Origin of the sequence: Vibrio sp. MACH09, assembly GCF_033238805.1 — a bacterium.
Lineage (GTDB): Bacteria > Pseudomonadota > Gammaproteobacteria > Enterobacterales > Vibrionaceae > Vibrio.
Map to the genome: position 1 here is coordinate 716,578 of NZ_BSFZ01000002.1, position 22,441 is coordinate 739,018.

Annotated in this window: 21 protein-coding genes; 6 read left to right on the forward strand and 15 right to left on the reverse strand. The window is 42.7% G+C overall.

What is annotated here, in order from left to right:
• Positions 1-56: 56 nt before the first annotated feature.
• Positions 57-1,055, reverse strand: coding sequence for a Gfo/Idh/MocA family protein (locus CHJ_RS18525; RefSeq protein WP_317918578.1), 999 nt, complete (start codon positions 1,053-1,055; stop codon positions 57-59).
• Between the two features lie 41 nt (positions 1,056-1,096).
• The gene (locus tag CHJ_RS18530; RefSeq protein WP_317918579.1) at positions 1,097-1,387 is read right to left on the reverse strand and encodes a putative quinol monooxygenase; all 291 of its coding nucleotides are present in this window, start codon (positions 1,385-1,387) and stop codon (positions 1,097-1,099) included.
• Positions 1,388-1,592: 205 nt separating this feature from the next.
• Here CHJ_RS18530 and CHJ_RS18535 point away from each other — a divergent pair, with 205 nt between their 5' ends.
• Positions 1,593-2,459, forward strand: coding sequence for a LysR family transcriptional regulator (locus CHJ_RS18535; protein ID WP_317918581.1), 867 nt, complete (start codon positions 1,593-1,595; stop codon positions 2,457-2,459).
• A gap of 75 nt (positions 2,460-2,534) precedes the next feature.
• Positions 2,535-3,134, forward strand: coding sequence for an HAD family hydrolase (locus tag CHJ_RS18540; protein ID WP_171751191.1), 600 nt, complete (start codon positions 2,535-2,537; stop codon positions 3,132-3,134).
• On the opposite strand, the gene CHJ_RS18545 is transcribed toward CHJ_RS18540, so the two are convergent.
• The 4 genes from CHJ_RS18545 to CHJ_RS18560 all read right to left on the reverse strand — a co-directional run bounded on the left by CHJ_RS18545 (position 3,117) and on the right by CHJ_RS18560 (position 6,784).
• The gene (locus tag CHJ_RS18545) at positions 3,117-3,743 is read right to left on the reverse strand and encodes a LysE family translocator (protein ID WP_171751190.1); all 627 of its coding nucleotides are present in this window, start codon (positions 3,741-3,743) and stop codon (positions 3,117-3,119) included. The genes CHJ_RS18540 and CHJ_RS18545 overlap by 18 nt on opposite strands.
• 95 nt (positions 3,744-3,838) lie before the next feature.
• On the reverse strand, positions 3,839-5,137 hold the full coding sequence (locus tag CHJ_RS18550; RefSeq protein WP_317918582.1) for a sensor histidine kinase: 1,299 nt from the start codon (positions 5,135-5,137) through the stop codon (positions 3,839-3,841).
• A gap of 5 nt (positions 5,138-5,142) precedes the next feature.
• Positions 5,143-5,811, reverse strand: a complete 669-nt coding sequence (locus CHJ_RS18555) for a response regulator transcription factor (protein WP_171751188.1) — start codon at positions 5,809-5,811, stop codon at positions 5,143-5,145.
• 76 nt (positions 5,812-5,887) lie between these two features.
• Positions 5,888-6,784, reverse strand: a complete 897-nt coding sequence (locus CHJ_RS18560) for an ABC transporter six-transmembrane domain-containing protein (protein WP_317918583.1) — start codon at positions 6,782-6,784, stop codon at positions 5,888-5,890.
• A gap of 237 nt (positions 6,785-7,021) precedes the next feature.
• Here CHJ_RS18560 and CHJ_RS18565 point away from each other — a divergent pair, with 237 nt between their 5' ends.
• Both CHJ_RS18565 and CHJ_RS18570 read left to right on the forward strand, forming a co-directional pair.
• A complete protein-coding gene (locus tag CHJ_RS18565) occupies positions 7,022-8,278 on the forward strand; it encodes an anaerobic sulfatase maturase (protein WP_317918584.1) in 1,257 nt (418 codons plus the stop codon).
• A 37-nt stretch (positions 8,279-8,315) separates the two neighbouring features.
• A complete protein-coding gene (locus CHJ_RS18570) occupies positions 8,316-9,794 on the forward strand; it encodes a sulfatase (RefSeq protein ID WP_317918585.1) in 1,479 nt (492 codons plus the stop codon).
• 44 nt (positions 9,795-9,838) lie between these two features.
• Here CHJ_RS18570 and CHJ_RS18575 read toward each other — a convergent pair whose 3' ends face one another.
• The 6 genes from CHJ_RS18575 to CHJ_RS18600 form a co-directional block, all read right to left on the reverse strand.
• The gene (locus CHJ_RS18575) at positions 9,839-10,510 is read right to left on the reverse strand and encodes a Crp/Fnr family transcriptional regulator (RefSeq protein ID WP_317918586.1); all 672 of its coding nucleotides are present in this window, start codon (positions 10,508-10,510) and stop codon (positions 9,839-9,841) included.
• Between the two features lie 3 nt (positions 10,511-10,513).
• Entirely contained in the window at positions 10,514-11,257 is a 744-nt protein-coding gene (locus CHJ_RS18580) for a GntR family transcriptional regulator (RefSeq protein ID WP_171751267.1), read from the reverse strand.
• Between the two features lie 173 nt (positions 11,258-11,430).
• Positions 11,431-12,666 carry an OFA family MFS transporter gene (locus CHJ_RS18585; RefSeq protein ID WP_317918587.1) on the reverse strand — a complete coding sequence of 412 codons (1,236 nt, stop codon included), beginning with the start codon at positions 12,664-12,666 and terminating at the stop codon, positions 11,431-11,433.
• Between the two features lie 83 nt (positions 12,667-12,749).
• Positions 12,750-13,703, reverse strand: coding sequence for a PfkB family carbohydrate kinase (locus tag CHJ_RS18590; protein ID WP_317918588.1), 954 nt, complete (start codon positions 13,701-13,703; stop codon positions 12,750-12,752).
• On the reverse strand, positions 13,696-14,715 hold the full coding sequence (locus CHJ_RS18595; RefSeq protein ID WP_317918589.1) for an ADP-ribosylglycohydrolase family protein: 1,020 nt from the start codon (positions 14,713-14,715) through the stop codon (positions 13,696-13,698). Before CHJ_RS18595 ends, CHJ_RS18590 begins: the two co-directional genes overlap by 8 nt.
• Positions 14,716-14,793: 78 nt before the next feature.
• Complete coding sequence (locus CHJ_RS18600; RefSeq protein ID WP_171751180.1) at positions 14,794-16,077, reverse strand: nucleoside permease; 1,284 nt, start codon at positions 16,075-16,077, stop codon at positions 14,794-14,796.
• Positions 16,078-16,547: 470 nt separating this feature from the next.
• Between CHJ_RS18600 and CHJ_RS18605 the strand changes: the two genes are divergently transcribed.
• The gene (locus CHJ_RS18605) at positions 16,548-16,706 is read left to right on the forward strand and encodes a hypothetical protein (RefSeq protein WP_171751179.1); all 159 of its coding nucleotides are present in this window, start codon (positions 16,548-16,550) and stop codon (positions 16,704-16,706) included.
• 316 nt (positions 16,707-17,022) lie between these two features.
• Here the strand turns inward: CHJ_RS18605 and CHJ_RS18610 are convergent, their stop codons facing one another.
• Positions 17,023-18,714, reverse strand: a complete 1,692-nt coding sequence (locus tag CHJ_RS18610; RefSeq protein ID WP_171751178.1) for an NAD-dependent malic enzyme — start codon at positions 18,712-18,714, stop codon at positions 17,023-17,025.
• Positions 18,715-18,885: 171 nt separating this feature from the next.
• Positions 18,886-20,250, reverse strand: coding sequence for an MATE family efflux transporter (locus CHJ_RS18615; RefSeq protein WP_317918590.1), 1,365 nt, complete (start codon positions 20,248-20,250; stop codon positions 18,886-18,888).
• A gap of 199 nt (positions 20,251-20,449) precedes the next feature.
• On the opposite strand from CHJ_RS18615, the gene CHJ_RS18620 reads away from it, so the two are divergent.
• The gene (locus CHJ_RS18620; protein WP_317918591.1) at positions 20,450-21,406 is read left to right on the forward strand and encodes a LysR family transcriptional regulator; all 957 of its coding nucleotides are present in this window, start codon (positions 20,450-20,452) and stop codon (positions 21,404-21,406) included.
• Between the two features lie 42 nt (positions 21,407-21,448).
• On the opposite strand, the gene CHJ_RS18625 is transcribed toward CHJ_RS18620, so the two are convergent.
• Positions 21,449-22,294, reverse strand: a complete 846-nt coding sequence (locus CHJ_RS18625; protein WP_317918592.1) for a histidinol-phosphatase — start codon at positions 22,292-22,294, stop codon at positions 21,449-21,451.
• Positions 22,295-22,441: the final 147 nt, after the last annotated feature.

Here is a 22,441-nt window from a genome sequence, read left to right on the forward strand (position 1 = left end):
AGATAGGCTATTGAGCGTACTATTCGTCTGCTTACCTTTTACCTACTTATTATTACCTAGTTACCTGTAAAACTCGCTGAATGTTCTAAGGTTGTTAGCAATTTCATTATCTGGTAAGAGTCGTCGATATTGGCCGCCGGTTGAGCAAGAGATAATGCCCCTTGTTGAATGGCAGAGACAATGTTCTTCACCTGATAGTAGAAAGCGTCACCCTCGGCATTTATTGTTATCTGTTCGCCCGTTTTCTCATACTCGGTTATTGTCATGGTGTTGGTTGTTGTCGGTAGCCATGGATTACTGTTGATGGTTAAACTTCCTTTGCTACCAAGTAGGGTGAACTCAGGATGAAGGCCATAATCTTCTGCGCTATGAACTCGTACCACCAGATCGTCGGAATAACGTATCAACCCTGAAATTTCACAGATATTTCCATCCGCTCCTCGTCGACCATAAGCAGACACATCATATTGCTGCTGTTGTTGTGGGTTAAGCTGAGACTGTAACACTCTATAAATTAGAGAGACTGGATAACAGGCTAAATTGTATAAAGTGCCTTTGCTGTCAGGGTTTACAAATTGCGAGATCGCTGCGCTATAACTGGCATTGATTGAGCGTAATTTACCAATTTTACCTTCGGCAACGGCGTGCTGAATAGCTGCACTAAAAGGGTGATTTAAGTACATCAAACCCTCTGCAAAGAAGACCTTGTGTTTTTTTACGGCGTTCAGCGCTAATTCGGTTTTCTCCATATCAACAGAGAGCGATTTTTCGCACAGTATCGCTTTGCCTGCTTCTGCGGCCTTTACAATAAAAGGATGATGCAGGTGGTTGGGTAAGGCGATATAGACAATATCTACATGTTCATCTTGGATAAGCGCATCATAGTCGGTAAAGGTGCTGCTTATGGCGTGTTGTTTGGCGAACGCCGCTAACGTATCTTGATTGCGGCCAGCAACAGCATAAATTTCACTCTCTTCATTGGCGTTTATCGCCTCGGCCATCACTGCCGAAATAAAGCTGGTTCCTAGAATTCCCCAGCGTAACGGTTCTTTCATTGTTGTTACCCTATTTAAGTTAAATTGCAGTGGATCTTTAGCTAAACCATTTTTGAGTCGAATGCTTGGACTAGCTCTGTGATTTCTGAGGCAATAAAATCTTGAGTGTGTTGAGCGCTAAAGTGTGCTTCAAATGCAGCTTGGTCTCGATATTTTTCCCACAGAACAAATTGACGAGGGTTCTCTTTACCCTGATGCGGATCCGCCATTAGGCAACCGGGTTCTGAACGCATTGCGGAACAGAACTGAATAATGGCCTCTTTACCCGTTGCAATATCAATATTGTCGCGGATTTTTAGCTCTGCAGTGATAACTATAGTAGGGTCTGACAAGTGTGTGTCCTCAATAAGGGGTCGTGTTCATAACAAAGTAGTGTCTATTTTATCTAATCGTTAAAATTGATAAACTTGGTTAAAATTGATTCTTTGTAAACTTATAGTTGTTAATGTACCGGTTTTAATGGCTGTGACTGTACCGTTGAGAGAAGCATTGCTAATGCTTTTTGTGAATCATGAATCTGGCTATCAATGAGGGGATATGGATAAGTTACGCAGTATGGCGATCTTTGTACACGTGGTAAACCATGGTAGTTTTCGTAGTGCATCGGGTCATTTTGATATCTCTGCCACCATGGTTGGTAAACACATTCAGTATCTTGAATCTAGCTTGGGTTCTCGGTTGTTAAATCGCACCACTCGACGCCAGTCGTTGACGGAATCTGGTCGTATTTATTATCACGAATGCCAAAGAATTTTGGATGATATTAATAATGCAGAAAATCAGATTCAGACGTTAGAAAACAGACCTCAAGGCACGGTGAGAGTTAACTCTCCGGTGACATACGGTAACCAAATATTGGCACCCATTGTGGTTGAATTTTTATCTCAATATCCGAGCATTAACGTCGATCTTATACTGGAAAATCGACTCATTGACCCTCTTCATGAGCAGTATGATGTGATTGTTCGTATTGGGGAATTGGCTGACTCGTCAATGATCGCCAGACAAGTTGGTGTGTATGAGATGATCTATGCTGCTTCCCCCGATTATTTACAGCAACATTCTGTTATTGAAACGGTATCGGATCTTCGACATCACACCTGTCTCGGTTTTAATTATGATGATGCTGTTACGACGTCAAACCCCTTGCAGTTCAATCATTCAAGGACGCGTTTAAAATCAAATAACGGGCAAGTATTAACTCATGCCGCAGTACAGGGAATTGGGGTGATACTCCAGCCTAAAATATTGATAGCGCAGCAGTTGGCAGATGGTACGTTGCAGCCTGTTTTGCCGCAGAGTTTACCGGAACCTTCACCAATAAATTTATTGTATAAAGACAAGCAGTTATCATTAAAAAACCGTACGTTTGTTGACTTTGTTTTGGCTTCACTGCGCAAATAATAAAACCAACGGTGTTTGTTAAAAATAGAATGTGATAATAAATGGTTCTTATACTCAAGTAACAGGGACGGTTAAATGCTTATTTTTGATTTTGATGGTGTGTTAGCAGATACGTTGGAGATCTATGCCAAAGTGTGTCGTGATGTAGCAAAAAATCTGGGCCATAAACAACCATTGCCAGCCAATCCATTTGCTGATCTTGACCCTGTTACCTTTGAAGAGATGGGTAAAAAGCTGGGGCTTAATGAAGAACAGTTTGCGATAGAAGTAGCAAGAGCGGTGAAAGGGCAAACCTTAATGCCACGCCTTTTTGACGATATTCCTGAAGTGATTGCAACCCTATCCCAAAAAATGCCATTAGCGGTACTGTCCGCAGGGAATAGCACGATTGTTAAGGCAATACTTACTCATCACCAAATAGCACATTATTTTAGTTTTATTCTTGGTGGTGACAGTGATGGAAGTAAAACGGATAAGCTTAAGGCATTGAAACAGCAGTATGGCGAAGAGCTCGTAATGATAGGGGATAGCGCGAGCGATATTGATGCCGCTAATCAAGCAGGGCTGAGTTCAATTGCGGTAACTTGGGGGTGGCAAACTGAGTCGCTGCTTGCCACAAGAAACCCGACCTATGTTGTTCATACACCAAAGCAGTTGTTAGCGGCTTACTGCTAAGTAGGTTCCCGCTAGGATCATGATACTGCCAGCACCACGGTTAAGTCGTTTATGAGCTAGTGGTGTTTTTAACAAGCGAGCCATTCTGGCCGCACCAAATGCGATAAGCATCAGTCCTGCCATTAATCCAATGAACGCCAGTACAGAGACGAGCATGATGTCATTGGCTTCTAGTAGAGTTAAGTCGATAAATGTCGGCAAAAAGGCGATATAGAAAAGGATCACTTTTGGGTTTGAGGCCGAGATAAGAAAACCTTGAATAAAGCTCGCTAAGTGGGAGTCATTGGTACCGTGACTTTCAGACTGTATGGCGTCTTTCGCTTGCGGCAATGTTTTGATCATTTTGTAACCGAGATATATCAAGTAAGCAGCACCGATATAGCGGATAGCAACAAAAACTTCGGTCCAGTTTTCCGCTATCGTGGCCAAACCGAAGCAGGCAAGAATCAAATAAACAAGATCACTGATGGCCATGCCCATCGCTAAAAAGGTGCACTTTTTGGCGCCGTATACTAAGGCTCTTGCCAGTATGGCAAATACGCCCGGACCGGGGGTTACGCTAAAGATAAAGATAGCGATAAAAAAAGTGATGGCTCCTTCAAAAGACATTTTTACACCTGATTCCATTCCTGAGATTCATTGAGACACAATATCGATTAAAAAATCGACGTCAACATATTTTATCCCTGTACGCAAAGAGCCATCTAATCTGTTGGTCGCTGTCTGTTGAACCGGATAGAAGCAATAAAGTGTTCATTATCTTGTTGATGGGTTAATTGCCAGCCTTGTTTGATGCAAATTTTTTCCACCAGAAACAGCCCAATGCCAAAACTCATGGTATTGATGTTTGAGCCCGATTGAACAGAACTGGGTGGCTCGAATGGATTGGTCACCTCAATCTGTGAACAACTCAGATTAATATTGACGTTGCCCTGCTCCGTATGTTGGATGGAGTTTCTAATCAGGTTAACCAACACAATTTTTATCAGTTCAGGCACTTCTCGTGGTAACTGAACGGGAGTGGGTTCATTGATTGATAGTGTAATATCTTTATCCAAAATAAGGTGTTGATGCTGGTGAATTACCTCTTCTACAACCGCTTTAAGCGCGACAGTATCGGTGGCTAACCCTTGTGTGTTTTCCCTAGATAACCACAATAGGGCGGTGACCATATCTTGCATATTTGCCACTGAACGAGAAATACGATTAATGGCGCGTGTGGCGCTTTTAGGGCTATCTGCCGCAACGCGGTTAAGCATTTCGACACTTGCTGAGATAATGGTTAACGGTGTGCGCATTTCGTGGCTGGCGGCACGAAGGAAAAACTCTTCACGCTCTACCGCTTCTCGCTGTTTTTTGACGCTGATAGAGAGCTGGTTTGCTAAACGATTAAGTTCTGAATAGCGTAAATTGCTTGGAGGAGGGATATCATTTTCTGATAACTGTTTTGCCCAATCTGATAGCTGAAACACAGGCTTGGTGATACGGTGAATTAAGATCCTAACCATTAAAAAGACAATCAGAACCAGTGCGCCAGCCGCCATACCTATTATTTTGTTTTGATCATACTCTGGTGGATTGTCATAAAAAATCTGCTCTAGTTGTTTGCCACTGTATTGGGAAACAAAATAGAGAGTAATGTCACTAGCCACGAGAGTGTATTTGAAACCATAAAGGTAAAGAACATCCTGATCAGTAGTGAGGTAATTTTCATAAATCTCATTATGCACCATAGCCGGCCAGTCGAAACTGCTTAGGTATTGAGCTGGGATATCATCGATAGTTAAGTAGGTTTGTAATGTTTCACCCTTGGGAAGCTGCGGCAGTGATCCGGTGGCTTGGTACTGTTTCTCGATGGAGGCTATCTCGTACCTGAATCCATAAGCTTCGGTCTCTTTTATACCGATCTCGTAGCTTTGGCTCATCAATAAGCTGTAGACCGCGGTTAACCCAAATGCCAGTCCAAATAGAAAGATATAAATATCACGTTTTATACTTAGCATTTTCATCACTCTTTTAGTGCAATACCGACACCGTGGATGGTGTGAATGAGTGGCGTTTCAAAAGGTTTATCAATGGCTTGTCGAAGTTTAAATAGATGGACTTTTAAGCTGTCGCTATTGGGCAGTTCTTCTCCCCATACGCTGGTAACCAACTCTTGTTTAGAGACAACATTAGGAGAGTGCTGCATTAAGCAGACCAGCATTTTCCAGCATGCTGGTGGTAAGGTAACGGTTTGATTATTCCGAACGGCGGTGTGTTTATCCAAATCGACACAAAGATCACCAACCGTAAGCTTTTGCACCGTACCTAATGAACGTCGAACAAGTGCCTGTAACCGTACTTGCAGTTCTTCCATTGCGAATGGTTTAACTAAGTAATCATCAGTGCCGACAGAAAAACCTTTCACCTTATCATCTAGAGTATCGCGAGCCGTGAGCATTAAGATGGGGGTACTAATGCCTTTCTCTCGCAATGTTTGACATACCGTTAATCCATCCATTTTCGGCATGTTAATATCGAGAAGAATGACAGAATAACTGTTTTCACTGGCGAGATTGAGTCCAGCTACACCGTTATAGGCAAAGTCGAACTCGAACCCGTCTAACTCCATAAAATCACTGATGGCTTCGGCCAAATCTCGGTCATCTTCGATGATCAATGCTTCTATTGTCATTTTGTTGTCCTACTCTACTGGGTACCTATTTATCAGTATTTTAGTATAGCCGTCAGTAAAATAGGATCCCTTGTGGCTACAAGTTTGAACTGGCTGCAACATCGATGGATTTTTCTACGGGCTTAGGCTGACTATTGAGCCGTTCACTAATTTCCCAAAGACGGCTCATATTCTGTAGGGCAACAGGCAGAGCAAGTCCAGCTTCAGAGAACCCCCATGAATAACTGATGATGGTAAAAATAACCCCCGGCTTAGGGTCAGCAATAGAGGCACTTTCTAATAAGTTATAGCCCATAAAAAGAGCGATAAGGACAAAGATAACACCGTAAACGATCGCTTCTGTATCAGAGATTTTAATCTCCCATAATTTGAGTTTATTAAGATGGCGAATTAGCTGGTAGTTGGTTTTTCTATTGAGGATATTGACTTGTTTTTCCGCTTGATTGTTCCAATTGGCGTTGAGCTTATAGAAGATGCCGTGAGCAAAACTGTAGCAAATCATCATGCCAATGATCAGTGCCAATGAAGCTATGCCTAGCTCAACTTTAAAACTGATCAGAATGACAAAACCCACCACCAGCTGAATGATTGCGGTAAACAGTTCGGGAAGTTCGTTCTCAAGAAAATCCACCAGTTCTCGCGACAGTTCGATTCTAGCGTTCTGTACGGAGATCGATAAAGAGTGGAATCTCTTTTCGACTTCGCTTCCGAGATCCACTCGAATCTTGCCAAAGGCGCGAGTGTCGTACATGCGTCTACCCGCGGAGATCACAATCAATAACAGCATGATGAAGGCGAAGTAGCCAATGGTTTCGGTATTACCTTCAATAAGTTGATCAATCGCGATGCCTATTACCAAGGGGATAGAGGCAATTAAGATGTTCTCAATAACAATCATTGCCCAAGTGATGATGATCTTGCTTCGATTAGCTTTGATAATAGGTAGAAGGCCAAACTTGCGGTATCGCGCCATTTTATTCTCAGTAGTTTATTGACAATGTTATGGCTTAGTTTAGTGAGAGAGTGGTTAATTTAGAGTTAACACGGCTCGTGACCAAATAGGGCTAACTACTCCACATTAAGTTGTGATGTATCACTCAGTAAAATGATTTCTCGACAAAAGATAAACTCTTTTGGACATTTGTCCTATTCGGTCTCTCTTCTCCTTTATAGGATTTGCCTATCTTTTTAATTGACATGGCAACAACCTATGACCTCATCAACTAATACGCCCAATGCTTGTCATGTTATGGCAAAACCGAGTAGTTCTAAGTGCAATATTGACTGCAGCTACTGTTTTTATCTGGAAAAACAGTCCCTTTATCCTCAGGAGGGTGACAGCTGGAAAATGGATTTGTTTACTCTGGAGTGTTACGTAAAGCAACAGATAGAAGCTCAAGCAGGTAATGACGTTATATTTGCTTGGCAAGGAGGAGAGCCTACTTTAATGGGGCTGGATTTCTATCGCGCTGCAATCTCATTTCAACTGCGTTACAACAAAAACAAAAAAATCATCAATACGTTTCAAACCAACGGGTTACTTATCAACGAGGAGTGGTGTCTTTTTTTCAAAGAGCACCAGTTTTTAATTGGTATATCGATTGATGGGCCTGCTGAACTACATAATCGCTATCGAAAAACACGCTCAGGAAAGAGCACCCATCATAAGGTTGTCGATGCGATTACATTACTGAAGAAGCATCATGTGCAATTTAATACGCTTACCGTTGTCAGTGAGGCCAATGCTAAGCAACCGCTCGACGTCTATCACTACTTAAAAGAACTTGGCAGTGAGCATATGCAGTTCATTCCATTGATTGAGAGAGAGGCTCAACAGCAGAGTAGTGATGGATTAGCACTCTTGCATCCTGACAGAATGGATGAGATGCGTATATGTGACTGGAGCGTAGAACCAGAGCAATATGGCCTGTTTATGTCTGCTATTTTTCGAGAATGGGTGCGAGAAGATGTAGGCAAAGTATATATACAACTTTTTGAAAACACTTTTGCATTAACCTGCAAGCAAGCTGCTCAAATCTGCGTATTTGCACCAACGTGCGGAAGCGCATTCGCATTAGAGAGTAATGGGGATATTTACGCTTGTGATCATTATGTTTACCCAGAGTTTAAGCTAGGAAATATTCATAAAATATCAATCAAAGAGATAAACCAAGGTAAAGAAAATCGTCATTTTGCTTTGAATAAACAGACATCCCTTTCTCAAGATTGCCTTAACTGTGAGTTTCTCTCTTTATGTAATGGCGGTTGCCCTAAACATCGTTTCGCGCTTTCGTCTCGCGGTATACCTGAACAAAACTACCTTTGTCATGGCTATAAAACGTTCTTCTCTTATAGCAAACCTTATATGAATTTAATGAAAGAACTGCATGAGGCTGGTTATGCACCTGCTGCAATTATGCAGATCATTAAACAAAAAGAGTCGCAAATAGCGCTAAACGTTATTTGACGACGTATTTTCTAATAAGCTTAATTTGGAGAAACCAATGAAAAAATTTTCGCATAATGCGGTGGCCAAGGCGTGTGCGTTAGCTGCGATAACATGCAGCCAGCCAATACTGGCGGCGACAGCTGAAAAGCCTAATATCATTGTGATTATGGCGGATGATCTAGGGCAGTGGGCAAACAGTTTTCACAATCAAGGCATTATAGAAACCCCTAATCTAGAATATTTAGCTGAAACGGGGGTTAGATTTGAAAATGCGATGACTCCTGCACCTGTTAGCTCTGCGGCAAGGGCTTCTTTTCATACGGGTAAAATGCCATCTCAGCATGGTGTGTATGATTTTCTGGCAGAAAACCCAGAATTTGATGCAAATTGGCTAGAGGGTGAAAAACTATTGTCAGAGAGGATGAAATCTCAAGGTTACCGTACAGCACTGCTAGGAAAATGGCACGCGACTACTGACAGTAAGGAACCTATTCGTGGATTTGATCGTTGGCTTAGCTATGACGCACTGAAAGCTGGATGGAAAAATCAATATTTGCACTCTGGTACGGTCTTGTTTTCTGATGAAGGTGAGAACCTTGAATATACGGGTGTTCAAGCGCAGTTCTTGACCGATGAAACAATCAAGTTTGTTGATGAAAAAAGTGATAAGCCATTTTTCATTAGCCTAAATTATGTAGAACCTCACTTTCCTTTTGAAGGCTTGCCTGAACGCCTAGTGGAGAAGTATCGAGATGTTGCACATAAGGTTGTGGCGTTTGGTGGCAATTCCGTTTTGGACAACAGCAGTAAATTTACTTTAGTACCGAAAGATCATGAAGAAAAGCTGGCGCAATATCTTGCCGCGGTAACGCTATTGGATGACCAGTTAGGCCGACTGCTTGATAGTTTAGAAGGGAGAGGCATTCTGGATAATACCGTTGTTGCCTTTGTGTCAGATCACGGCTTACTAATGGGACAATACGGTCTATATGGAAAGGTAAATGCGAGTTTTCCGTATAATTATTATGAAGAAACCGTTCGAATACCGTTTGTTATTAAAGGACCCAAAGCGCTTGTTCGTTCGAAACAGGTTCGAGGTGAGTTCGTCGATCTGATGGATTTGCATGCCACTATCTTAGATATAGCCGCAGGGGACAAACAGTATGATAGCAGTTATGGTCCTGGTAAAACGTTGTTACCAATGCTGAGAGGAGAACGAGTTCGGGATTGGCGTCAATACCAAATCGCTGAACGTGGTAATTCTCGTATGATTACCGATGGAAAGTGGAAGCTGGTTCGCTATTACGACAAAAAGCAGCAACCTCAAGATGATTGGTATGATTTAAGCCATCCACTGGGTGAAGGAAGCGTGTCTATTCCACCACGTAAAGCGGTTCAAGAGAAAATGATTAATGCGCTAGATGAGTTCTTTGCAGTTTATTCTACCGATGAGTATTCAGGTTTGAACATGTGGAATATGAGTTACCCTAACTTTACAACTGAAAAGTTACTAAAAGCAGAGCGTTGGAATTGATAATCAAATTGATCTGATAGTTAATGGTAGCAACTCCGCTACCATTACTTTTCCAACTCAATGTCTCTCTCAGCTAGCAACAGAGAGACATCTAAAATATCAATGTGCTGCCTAGATACTTTTATTGCACCAATCTCGCTGAGATGCTTCAGAATTCGGTTATAGACTCTTAAGCTGGTTCCTAACCTTTCGCATTCTAAACTTTTGTTAATTATGAACTTCTCTTCTGGACACTGTTGTGAGAAAAGGATCAAGTCATCAATAATGCAGTATGAAATGGTATGAAGAATATTGCGTGTCATTCGTTCAACAGATAAATACCATTTAGAAGTGAGGTGCTTGAATGTATATGCGGCTAATTTAGGGGTATTGCAAACCAGATTTGAAAATGCTTTTCCATTTATTATATAAGCATCACAATCCGATTCTGCGCTAACGGTGTAAAAGCACGATTTGTCAGAAAACAGTTCCATCAACCCAAGAAAACCATTGTGAGTAAATGTGCCGAGCTGGTAACGTCTTCCCTGAACTGCGCTACGTGATAGAGAAATCTGACCTTGAGTAATAAAAAAGATGTTTTCAACCGATTGGCCTTGATTCAAAATCAAATCGCCTTTTTGTATTCGGTGATGTCTGAACGCTAAAATTTGTTGATTCTGTTTAATGAAATCGAGAATTTTTTCCGTATGGTAAATATCTTCTTTAGTTATCAGCATAAATCAATCTTCACTTATAAATACGTACATATCTCCACGGCAGCGGTTAATACTGTATTCAATGGGTGAGCCGCTTTTGTCGAAGGCGGTTTGTTCAATTAACAGCACTGGAATGGTCTCTTCTATTTGCAGCTTTTCCAAAAACTCTTCAGTCGGCATCTTGGCGGATACCCGACTTTGCGTTTTGCTTGGAACAATATCTTGGCTGCGGAAATAGTCGTACAACGACAGCTGAATTTCTTCAGGATCATGAATAAGATGCGAGGGGACATATGACTCTTCAATGGATACCGCTTGTTCATCAATATAACGAACGCGCTTGAGTAGAAAAACATCATCATTGGTGGATATTTTTAGCTGTTTGGCGATCTCTTCAGAGCAGGGAATAATATTTTTCTTTATCCATAATGTGTCAGGCTTTTTGCCTTTTAAAACCACTTGCTGAGAAAAACCAGTGGCCTCTTTACTTGAGTACTCTAGCGTTTCGCTGATCATGGTGCCTAGACCACGGGAACGAACAATGACCCCTTCTTTTTCCAATATATCCAGTGCTTTGCGCACGGTAATTCTGGATACCCCAAGACGCTCGCTAAATTCACGTTCTGTAGGAATAAAGTCACCACCTTTCAGTATCTGTTGTTCCGTTGCTAACTTGACTGAGTCAGCGACTTTAAGATACAGAGGGGACTTGTCTTTTTTTTGTAGACGAGCCTGAATAAGATCGATTAGAGATTGATAGGGTTTCATATTAATTAAAGTGTCACCAGTCATACGCAAGATGTTGGCCCAAACGACGATCTATCTAAAAATAGTTTCCGTTGTTTGGGCTGATTAAGTATACATTATCTGGTTGATTAGAATTAATAATAAAATCAGTTTTGCGCGAATTAACCGCTTACATAGTTAATCTTAGCCGCTGATTAAGCCGACGTTTGCGGAGACAGCGGTGAAGCATCGGCTTCTATGGGTTTTACTCTGCATGTCAGCGCAGCGGCAATGCTCACCAAAACCGCACAGATGATATAGGCATAAAGGTAACTTCCAAACATATCCATGGATATGGCCGCCAGCATAGGGCCAATAAATCCGCCAACCCCCCATGAAGTGTAAAGGACGCCATAGTTTGCTCCGTAGTGTTTTAAGCCGTATAGATCCGCCATAATGGAAGGAAACACCGCTAACAGAGTGCCATAACCTATTCCCGCAAGTGCTGCGCCAATCAATAGTGTGTTGCTGGTGACAAACTGGCTAAACAGCGCCATGTTGAACGCCTGAATCACCAAAGCAATAGCTAATGTGGGTAATGGGCCAATTTTATCGCTTAGCAAGCCTGATGCGAGTCGCCCAGACGAGTTAAATATGGATAGAGTGATGACAAGATAAGCGCCATCGAGAATATTGGCTTGAGTAGCTGCGATGGAGGTGATATTAGCGATGACCATTAACCCAGCTGATGCGCCAAACGCATACATTAGCCAGAGAATATAGAACTGTTTGGTCTTTACCATTTCATGCCACTGATAGCTCTTTTGTTCTGTTTGAGGTGCCGCATTAACCTCGCGTTTAGCCACCGTTGCTTGATAATCTTTGGCTGGATTTTTAATGGTGATTGAAAGAGGTAATGCGACTAAAAGTAGCATGGCGGCCATAACTTGAAAGCTGCTGCTTAAACCGTAGTTGGCAATAAGATAACTTGTTAGTGGCGCAAGATAGATGGCGGCAATCCCGAATGCGGTGGCGAGTATGCCGTTTACTAACCCTTTTTGCGAAGCGTGGAACCACTTCATTGCCGTTGGATTCAAGCAAGCATAAGCGAAACCAATTCCCATTCCGGTTAATACGCCAAAACTGATGTTCATATTAAGTGGGGTAATGGATAGGCTCGCCAGTATCATCCCTAAGCCAGCGAGTAGTGAGCCTATCATGAGGACTTTTTGAGGGCCGATTTTATCTTGAATTTTGCCTGCCACTAATAACGACAATGACAGTACTACGATGGTAATGGTGTAGGGCATAGAGGCTTGTCCGTTGCTCCAGCCTATGTTGACTAGGGCATTTTTAAATACACTCCATGTGTATAGCACTCCAATGCAAAGGTTAACGCCACAACTGGCAATAAGAATTTGATGAGATCGGATATTGAAAAAATTAGTCATTATTGGTGATCGCGACAGATAAGGTCAGTGCTCTTCCGCGAAAGAGGAACAGCACTGAAGAGATGAATTTAGTATTGATGAGTTTAGTATTGATGAAGGTAGCGAGTGATCTCTGGAAGGTTTGGCGCACAATCGCCACCTACATGGCTCACAACATAAGAAGCGATGGCATTACCAAGCAAAATAGCATCGACCAGATCCCAGCCAGAAGCTAATCCAGCTAAAACACCTCCTGCATGACTGTCGCCTGCGCCAATGGTATCCACAACATCGGTTTTGAATGGTTCAACATTGCCGGTAGCGTCCTTGTCGGCAAAGAGTGCTCCGTCACTATCGATACGTAAAATTAGCGGACATGCATGCTGTTTATACCATTGCTTAACAAACTGCGATGGTTCCACCATGCCAAGCACTTCAGCCTCTTGCCGGTTTAGTGACACAATGGGTTTAAGCGCCATAATGCGAGCAAAGAGCTCGCTAGATATGTCGGCAATTCTAGGGCCAAAGTCGATAAACTTGTCGACCGTATCTGGTAACGATTCTAACCACGCGACTAGGGTGTCCCCGCAGGAAGAGGAGAGTTGGTATCCTGATAGATAGATGATGGCGTCTTTCTCTATGGGAAGTTGTGATAGCGTCTTTAGCGACCAGTCATTTTCCACGCCGCTGACTGATAAAAATGTTCGTTCACCATCGGGTTCAACGAGCGCCATACACCAGCCGTTATCACCACTATGATTATAGAGACTGCTGCTTAACTCTTTTTCCAGCATGGCGGTTTCTATTACGTCTGCCCATTTTCCTTTGCCAATGGGCAGTGCGTTAACGGAGTCTAAGCCGAGTTTTTTTAGTGCGATAGCGATATTCAATGCGCAACCGCCTACATGAACGCCTTTTTCGACCAGTTCAACATCGGTGCCGCGTTTTGGTAATTCGGCCACGTCAGCAACAATATCAACCACAGCCGCTCCAACAAGGCAGAGCTGTCTATTGTTGGTTAATGAGGGAATAAGCTGAATAAGCGCATTACTAGGCATAGGCTTGCTCCTTAAGTTGTCTCAGTTGAACAAATTTATCGCTATAACCTTCAAAGTCGAGTTGGTTCTCATCATCCAACTGTTTTTTAAGATTTTGGTCAATGGAATCAATGCCATTGAGAGCACCACATATTGCTGTCGCCATAGCACCAATGGTGTCAGTGTCTCCTCCTAAGTTAGCACATAAAACAGCGCAACGATTAGGGTTAGTTAAGGAGAGTTCGACCATGGCAATTGCCGCAGGGACAGACTCAATAGTGCTCACTCCAGCGCCTACAAGGTTGTAGATTTTCTCCATACGGGTTTCTAAACCAGTCGGTTCTTGAGCGATAGTAAGTGCTAACTCAATACGAGCGGCCATTGAGGCGCTAAATGTGGTGATGTTTCGGGTTTGTGCCGAGAGTGCAACGGCTGGTAACTGATCTTTAATTGTTTGCCAATCTTCCCCTTCAATGGCTTTGGATACAGCCCAAGCGATCACCACCGCACCAGCAATCGCCACGTCGGATTTATGTGTTGGACTGGATGCTAGGGCAACTTGTTCAACAAAGTTGTCGAGGCTATGGGTAGGAAGAAGGCAGCCCATTGGTGATACGCGCATGGCTGCACCGTTAGTGACGCCATTGTTTTCCAGTTCGTTAATCGGTGTACCTTGCTTGATGGCTTTCATGGCCGCTTTTGATGATGGGCCAAATATGTTTTTGTTAAAAGCATCAAAACCTTCTGCCCAAGTAAGGACATTTCGAGCGATGATATCTGGATTAATATCACCGTCACATTCGATGATGGCGTCGGCTAATGCTAAGGCCATAGAAGTGTCATCGGTAAATTGGCAAGCATCAAAGTAGCAGGCCGCGTTATTCTCTTCTGGGCCGGGTAAAAATCGGTCAATCCAACCGAAATGGGCTTTGACTCGGCTTCTTGGCCAAAGCTCAGAAGGCATTCCCATCGAATCACCTAACGCTTGACCATAAAAGGTACCTAGAATTCGTTGTTTTTTACTTATATTCATCTTACTACACCAAAAATCGGTTAAAAAATCCTGCTCAGTATTGACGTTAATACTGATACTGAGCAGGACCATCAAGGGTTATGCTTGAGCTTTCTCTGTATGCGTTTCAGAGTTTGAATCGGGAATCTCTATCTCAGCGATCTCTCCATCAGGCTCTCTAAAGAAGAACATGAAGATAACGAGGATGACGGCAATCATTAGCGCTCCAAAGCCCCACATTCCTGCCCAGTCGAAAGTCAGTCCATTTTGTGGTGTCTCATAGGCGAACATGCTTTCCATCAGAACACCACCTAAACGGTATCCTAATAAGCTACCGATACCTTGACAGCCAAGTGTGATAAGGCCTTGTGCAGCAGTACGCATGTGAGCGGGTGCTTTCTTATCCACATAAATATAGGCGGTAACAAAGTAGAAGTCGTAGCTAACCCCATGTAGCAGAATACCTGCAAACAGAAGTGAGTATAGGTACCACGTTTCGGCACTACCGTAGACAAAGAAACCGTATCGAATTGCTGCGGTAAACAGACCAAGTAATAATACCTTTTTAATACCAAATCGTTTAGTGAAGAAAGGCAGTGCGAGCATAAAGAAGATTTCGGAGAACTGACCTAACGTCATCCAGCCAGTTGCATTGCTCATGCCTACTTCTGTAAGGAAGCCGTTGGCAAAGATGTAGTAGAACGCCAGTGGCATACTAAACATAAATGAACAGACAAAAAATGCGAGGAAGTTGCGATCTTTCAATAATACCAATGCATCTAAACCAAGCATTACTTTTAAGCTAAGTTTACCTGTGCTCTTTGGCGGTGTATTCGGTAATAGCAGTGCAAACAGACCTAAAACAGCAGAACTTAACGCGGTAATAATTAGTGGGATATTGCTTGAGGAGATGTCGCCATACCCCAACCATCCAGGAAGAAAACCAATGGCAATTCCCGATGCAATCCAACCAATAGTGCCGAGTACACGTATACGTGGAAAGTCTCTTTCGACGTCTTCAACATTGGAAAACGCAATGCTGTTGGTGAGTGCGATAGTTGGCATATAAGTGAGCGCATATAGCAACAGTAAAGGGAAGAAGCTTGAAAATTCAGTCTGTTGACCTGCAAGGTACATAAGTGCTGCGCCAGCAAGCAACATTACAGAAAGAACCTTCTGCGCAGGAAAGAAACGGTCGGTAATTGAGCCAACGAGGATCGGAGATAAAATGGCCGCAATGGCGGTAGATGCATAGCACCATGCTATTTCCGTTGGCGTAAAGCCATTGGTATTGAGTATTTGCCAGAGAGGAACAAACCATGCTCCCCAGATAAACCATTCAATAAACATCATGAATGATAGTTTTGCATTTGTAGATTTCATTATTAATTTCCTTTGGTACTGTGGGGTACGGTCCAATAATATACTCTGATAATACCAAAGCAATACCAAGGTGGTCGGATTGTGATCAGGGATCGACTTTTAACATCATATAAAAAGTATATATGCAATAGGAGATTTCGTCGTAATTTATTTATTTTGTTGATATTAAAGAAGTATTTTGGGTTAAACGAGAAAAAATCTAACTGAGTCGCATTGGTCTTAATTGGTTCTATACTCAAGTGACCTCAATATGCTGGATTCAGAGCAGCATCTACACATTCAGTTCAAGAAAGATAATTGAAGGAATGGCATTCCCTTTCTAGATTATGAAATTATGATTGCTAATAAATTCAGGGATTATTCTTTCAATTTTAGGATGGTAATTTAGTTACATATAAAACTTGATCTAGTTCTCAAAATGAGTAGAATTCACGCTCTAAATTGAAATGTAATTACATAAGAGAGGAAGCATGAACTCAGCACTACTATCCTTGTTGAATACTGAAGAGACAAACGAAATAATCCCAACAGTATCTGCATCAGTACTTGGTGGAGTGGCGACAATTGCATTAATGCTTATGGAAGTTTCAGCAGTGGCTCTATTTGTTGGCGTAAACTTGATTGCCTAACTACTGTTTTTCAAGGATTTGAAATTAAACGATACTCTTGATTAGCAATAATAAGAGTATCGTTAAAAGTGACTTTACACCGCGATACTTCACAACGTTTTACCTCACAAAGCCGTACTTCATAAAATCATACCTCATAAAGCCGTACCTCATAAAGCCGTGCATCTTAAAACAACACGCCATAAAACAATACGTCATAAATCAACACGTCATAAAGTGCACTGTTTCAATTGTTTTTTTGAACTGAACCTGTTGATTCAAAACTGAACCTGTTGATTCAGTTCTGAATCCTGCACCTTGAGGTTATTCGGGTATATCAGAACGCTGAACGGCGATATTGACGGTACTCCGGTGCCCAGAAGTTCTCTTCAATTTTTTCTTTCAATCGCTCATCGGAAGATGTTGACGCTTTGCCTTGCTCCATCGCTTTTTTAGCCACGGCAAATGCGATTTTCTTCGATACTTGTTGAATCTCTTCAAGAGGTGGGAGCAGCGAACCGGTACCATTAATGGCTAATGGTGAGCATTCTGCTAATGCCCGACTTGATGCCATCAACATTTCGTCAGTCACTCGTTTAGCACGAGAAGCAAGTACACCTAATCCAATCCCCGGGAATATATAGCTGTTATTACACTGAGCGATTGGGTAAGTTTCGCCATTTAAAATTACAGGGTCAAATGGGCTGCCTGTGGCAACAAGTGCTTCACCATTCGTCCAGCGAAGAATGTCTTCTGGTAAGGCTTCAACACGGCTTGTTGGGTTAGACAGCGGGAATATGATTGGTCGCTGGCAGTGCTTATGCATTTCGGTAATGATCTGCTCGCTAAACAACCCTGGGGCTCCAGAGACGCCTATGAGTACAGTTGGGTGGCCGTTTTTCATCACTTCAAGCAGTGAGACATCACTGCCTTCTTTATCCCATGCATCAATGGTTGAACGCTTTTGTACCAGTTTCTTCTGGAAGTCGAGTAGGTTTGGCATATCGTCGGCAAGTAATCCCCAGCGATCCACCATAAATACTTGAGAGCGCGCTTGTGCATCGTCGATACCTTCCGACACCATCTGGGCGATGATCGCTTCTGCAATACCACACCCTGCAGAACCGGCACCTAGAAAGGCGATACGTTGGTCGCTCAACTTACTTTTGGCCGCTTTACATGCTGCCAATAATGACCCTACCGTAACGGCAGCAGTACCTTGTATATCATCGTTAAAGCAGCACACTTTATCTTTATACCTTTCCAAAAGAGGCATGGCATTTTTCTGTGCAAAATCTTCAAACTGAATCAGGGCACCTGACCAACGATTTTTCACCGCTTGGATAAACTCGTCTACAAATTCATCGTACTCTTGTTTGCTGATCCTTGGGTGTCGCCATCCCATATACATAGGGTCAGAGAGTCGTTGTGGGTTGTTTGTGCCAACATCCAATACGATAGGCAGAGTATAAGCGGGACTGATGCCCCCACATGCAGTATAGAGAGACAGTTTACCAATTGGAATGCCCATTCCTCCGATACCTTGATCACCTAGACCAAGAATACGTTCACCATCGGTGACAACAATAATCTTAATGTTATGACGCGAGGCATTATTTAGAATTTCGTCAATTTTGTGACGATTTGGATAGGAGATAATCAGCCCGCGAGCACGACGGTAGATACTAGAGAAGTTTTCACACGCAGCACCAACAGTTGGCGTATAAATGATGGGCATCATCTCGCTAATGTGATTTTGTACTAATCGATAGAACAGCGTTTCGTTGGTATCTTGAATATTACGTAGATAGATATGTTTATCCATATCGGATTCAAAATTTTCGTACTGGTGATAGGCACGGTCGACCTGCTCTTCAATACTTTCGATCGCTTCAGGTAATAAACCATCTAGATTAAATTGTGACCGTTCTTCTTGAGAAAATGCACCACCTTTATTTAATAGGGGAGATTCAAGTAGTACGGGACCGGCGTAAGGGATATATAAAGGGCGCTGACTTTTACTGTTCATTCTATACTCATTGCTGTGCGAAGACGCTTGGGGTTGGTGAGGAAAGCCGCAATAGTATAGTACAAATGTTAATGAAAAGTAATGATGCGACCGTGTCGATCATTACTTTATTTACATTTAAATCATTTAAAGTATTTGCACCATTTAAACCAAACCAAGGCGTGGTTTTAGTTAGCTCACGCTTTGTTGAAGTGTCGTGGAGGCAAACTTCTTATTAATCGCCTGTCTGAGTTGTAAAAGCAATAGAATTCCGGTGATTCCCAGCCCTACACCTATACCCGCCCAGATTCCGGCTAACTGGTAGCGATCCAATAACCACCACGCGGCAGGTAAGCCAAAGAGCCAATAACCAATTGCGGTGTTGATGGTGGGAGAGAGAACAATTTTCATTCCTCTCAGTAGGTTTATCGCCAGAAGTTGCCATGCATCTACGACAAAGCAGAGCGCGACAACCCACAACACGCTAGAAAGAATCTGACTCATGTTATTTTGATTTTGGCCGTTGTCTGCACTGTCTAGCTGGAACAGATCGGCGATGACATTTGGCCACAAAAGAAAGACTCCAGCGAGTAATAGGCTGACCAGAGTCACCAAGATAAAGCTTTGGATTGAAGTGTGTTTGATACCTTGTAAATCGTTCGCACCAAAGTCACGCCCCACCAAAATAGCCGCCGCTTGAGACAGACCAAAATTAAAGTTCCAAGTAAAACTTAAGCATTGCAACAGTATCTGATGAAGAGCCAGCGCACTGACACTAATAACGCCCGCCATTAATGTCCCACCATAGATGAGTCCATGTTCAAGCAGGGCTGCGATTGCTATGGGGAGCCCCATTGATAACAGTGGGATCAGCAGTTTAAATGAGTACTCTTCTTTCTGTTTCCATGGTGCGTAACTGCTATAGCTGGGGTGGGTAAATGTCCAATAGCTGTAACCAATAAGCACCAGAATAGTAGCAATGGCGGTTCCTGCCCCTAAGCCAGAAATACCCCAGTCAAGGGTAAAGGCCAAAAAGTAGCTAAGAGGAATATTGAGCAGCACAGTGATAATGGACATCACCATGACAGAACGAGTGTTTCCTAGCGCACTGGTTAAGCCTCGTAACACCAGCAACAGCAACATTGGCAACATCGCCCACTTTAAGGTGTCCAGATAACGAATAGCGATGTCGATAACATCGCTGGATTGCTGTGCTTTCTCTAATACATAGGGCGCATATTGAAAGCTGATGGTGAGCAAAACCGTCAAAATAACAGAGAGCAATACCGCTCCTTTTACCGCAAATCGTATCTGCTGCTCTCCATATTCAGGGCGGGATAAGCTCTGCCCATAAGCGATAGCAATTAAGTTGGCGCAGCAGCCTACTGTGCTGGAGGCGATGATAAAAACAAAGGAGTAGATGGAGGCGCCTAACCCACCTGCCGCAAGGTCGGTAATACTCAAGCGAGACATCATCCACACATCAGTAAGAACTAATGCCATGGCGATTAATTGAGAGATGATTAATGGGAATGCTAAATTGATGATTTTTTTCATTGCGACCTCTGTTAAATATCCAAGTAACCTCAAGGAACGTGCTCATCGAGAATCTATGGGCTTCTAATCAAAGCGCAGTTTTGAAAGCATAGTCATCTTAAGGTCACTTGGGTATAGAGGTTAAACATAAGGTTTAATTCACTGGTCTTCAATTGATTTTTGTGTGATTCTGGCATTACATAAACTCATGTGAAAAACGATGACTCCATTTAAAACGATTCCCAACTCCCATAATGGCTTTAAAGTCTTTGAATCGGTAGCCCGGTTATTGAGCTTTACTGATGCAGCACAAGAACTTCATGTGACGCAAAGCGCTGTTAGTCGGCAAGTTAAGCAACTTGAAACAGAGTTAGCCACCAAGCTCATTTTGCGTAAGCATCGCTCTATAGAGTTGACGGTTAAAGGGCAGGAGCTGTTCGCTCTGCTTAATAAAAATTACCACTCAATTGAGTTGCTATTGTCGTCTTGGAAAAAACCTGAAAAGAAAAAAATGGTGATTAAGGCGGCATTGAGTTACGCCATTAGAACGTTAATACCTAAGATGCAGTTGTTGAATGCTTGGTTGCCAGATTATGAGATTGTCATTATTCCTACTATGGAAGAGGAGATGGCGGTGAACAACGATGAGTATGATCTGCTAATTTTTAATTCTCGTGCTGGCCGAAAGTATAAAAATAATCCAGATGTGTTTTTGCTAAGAGAAGAGTACATGGCACCTGTGTACTCAGAGAGCCTAGCTGAAGGAGATCTAACCATAGATCAAATTATTACCATGCCTCGGCTGCATCCCACTCTTGATCACCATGACTGGAAAACTTGGATAGCAAAGATGGGTTGTCGTGACACATCGACGACCAACGACACCACATTCTATTCTCTCGATATGGCTTTAAGTGCTTGTACGTCAGGCCAAGGCGTTACCGTAACGGATATGCTGCTGATACTAAGAGAGCTACAACGTGGTTTTTTAATTTGTCCGCGAGCGATCCCTATTCATCACAGCGCATGGCAATATTTTTGTCATCAGAAAACGCACTCAGCAGAAGTGGACAAAATAGTTGCATGGTTGTGTCAGGACTCGAGGCAGGAGATTGCCCAATTGCTGGAATTAGCGCAACAGTATGGTTGGACGGGCGTAGTGGATAATCATCATTAACGGTGATGATTACCCCCTATCCGGCTTGTTTATGAACTGAGGTTATTGAGTAAGAGAGATATCTTGCCACTTTTTATCGAGCAGTACGCGCTGCGTTTGATAACCCGCTTGAAGCAAAAGGTCTCGGCAGTACTCTTGATGAACGCCTAGATGATGTGGTGCATGAGCATCTGCGTTTATTTGTACGGGAATGTGGCGCTGAAACGCTTCTTTTAGTAACCATAGTGGTGGATAGACATCATCTGTTGCTCCACGCAGCATGCCACCAAAATTAACTTCCATGATAACGCCGGATTTGGCGACTGAATCCAATGAAGAAATCGCCACATCGCGATACCAACTGGCGGATTCATCGAAGAAGTTGAGGCGGCGATTATGTTTTTTTACTAAGTCATAATGGCCCAAGATATCGAAGCCGCCAGAACGACACAGATCGGTGACTTTCTGGTAATAGTCTTTAACTAGCTTACGGCTATTATTTTGATAAACATCGTACAGTAAATAGTCCACATCATCGTCAAGCCCATCGACGCTTAACATGTCATTTTTCTCCGCTGAAAACAGCAGCGCATGAACTGAGCCAATAACATAATCGAGTCCTAACTCTCTCCATTTGCTATCCGCAGGCTGAATATAATCTTGTAGATAATCAATTTCTAGCCCCAAATACACCTCAATCTGTTGCTGATTTTTTAAGGCGTTGATGGTCTCGATATAGCGGGTTAAATCCTGTTGTTGCATCGAGTAGTCATTGGCAAATGGGAGTGGGGCATGAGAACTAAATCCAAGTGCTTGGTAACCTAACTGTTTGGCTTTTTCTAGCACTTCTTCAGCGCTGCCTTTACCATCACAAAAGTGACAGTGAGTGTGGTAATTGGTCAGTTTCATCTATGCTGCTCTCCTCATGCCTTGCTCAAATCGCTCTCAGATTAAATAAAATCTGTTCTCGAAAGATCAACAGACCCTAGGGTTTTCATCATATTCTTTTTCATTTTTCGATTCATTAGATATTTGTCAAACTTCGCTTTCTATGCT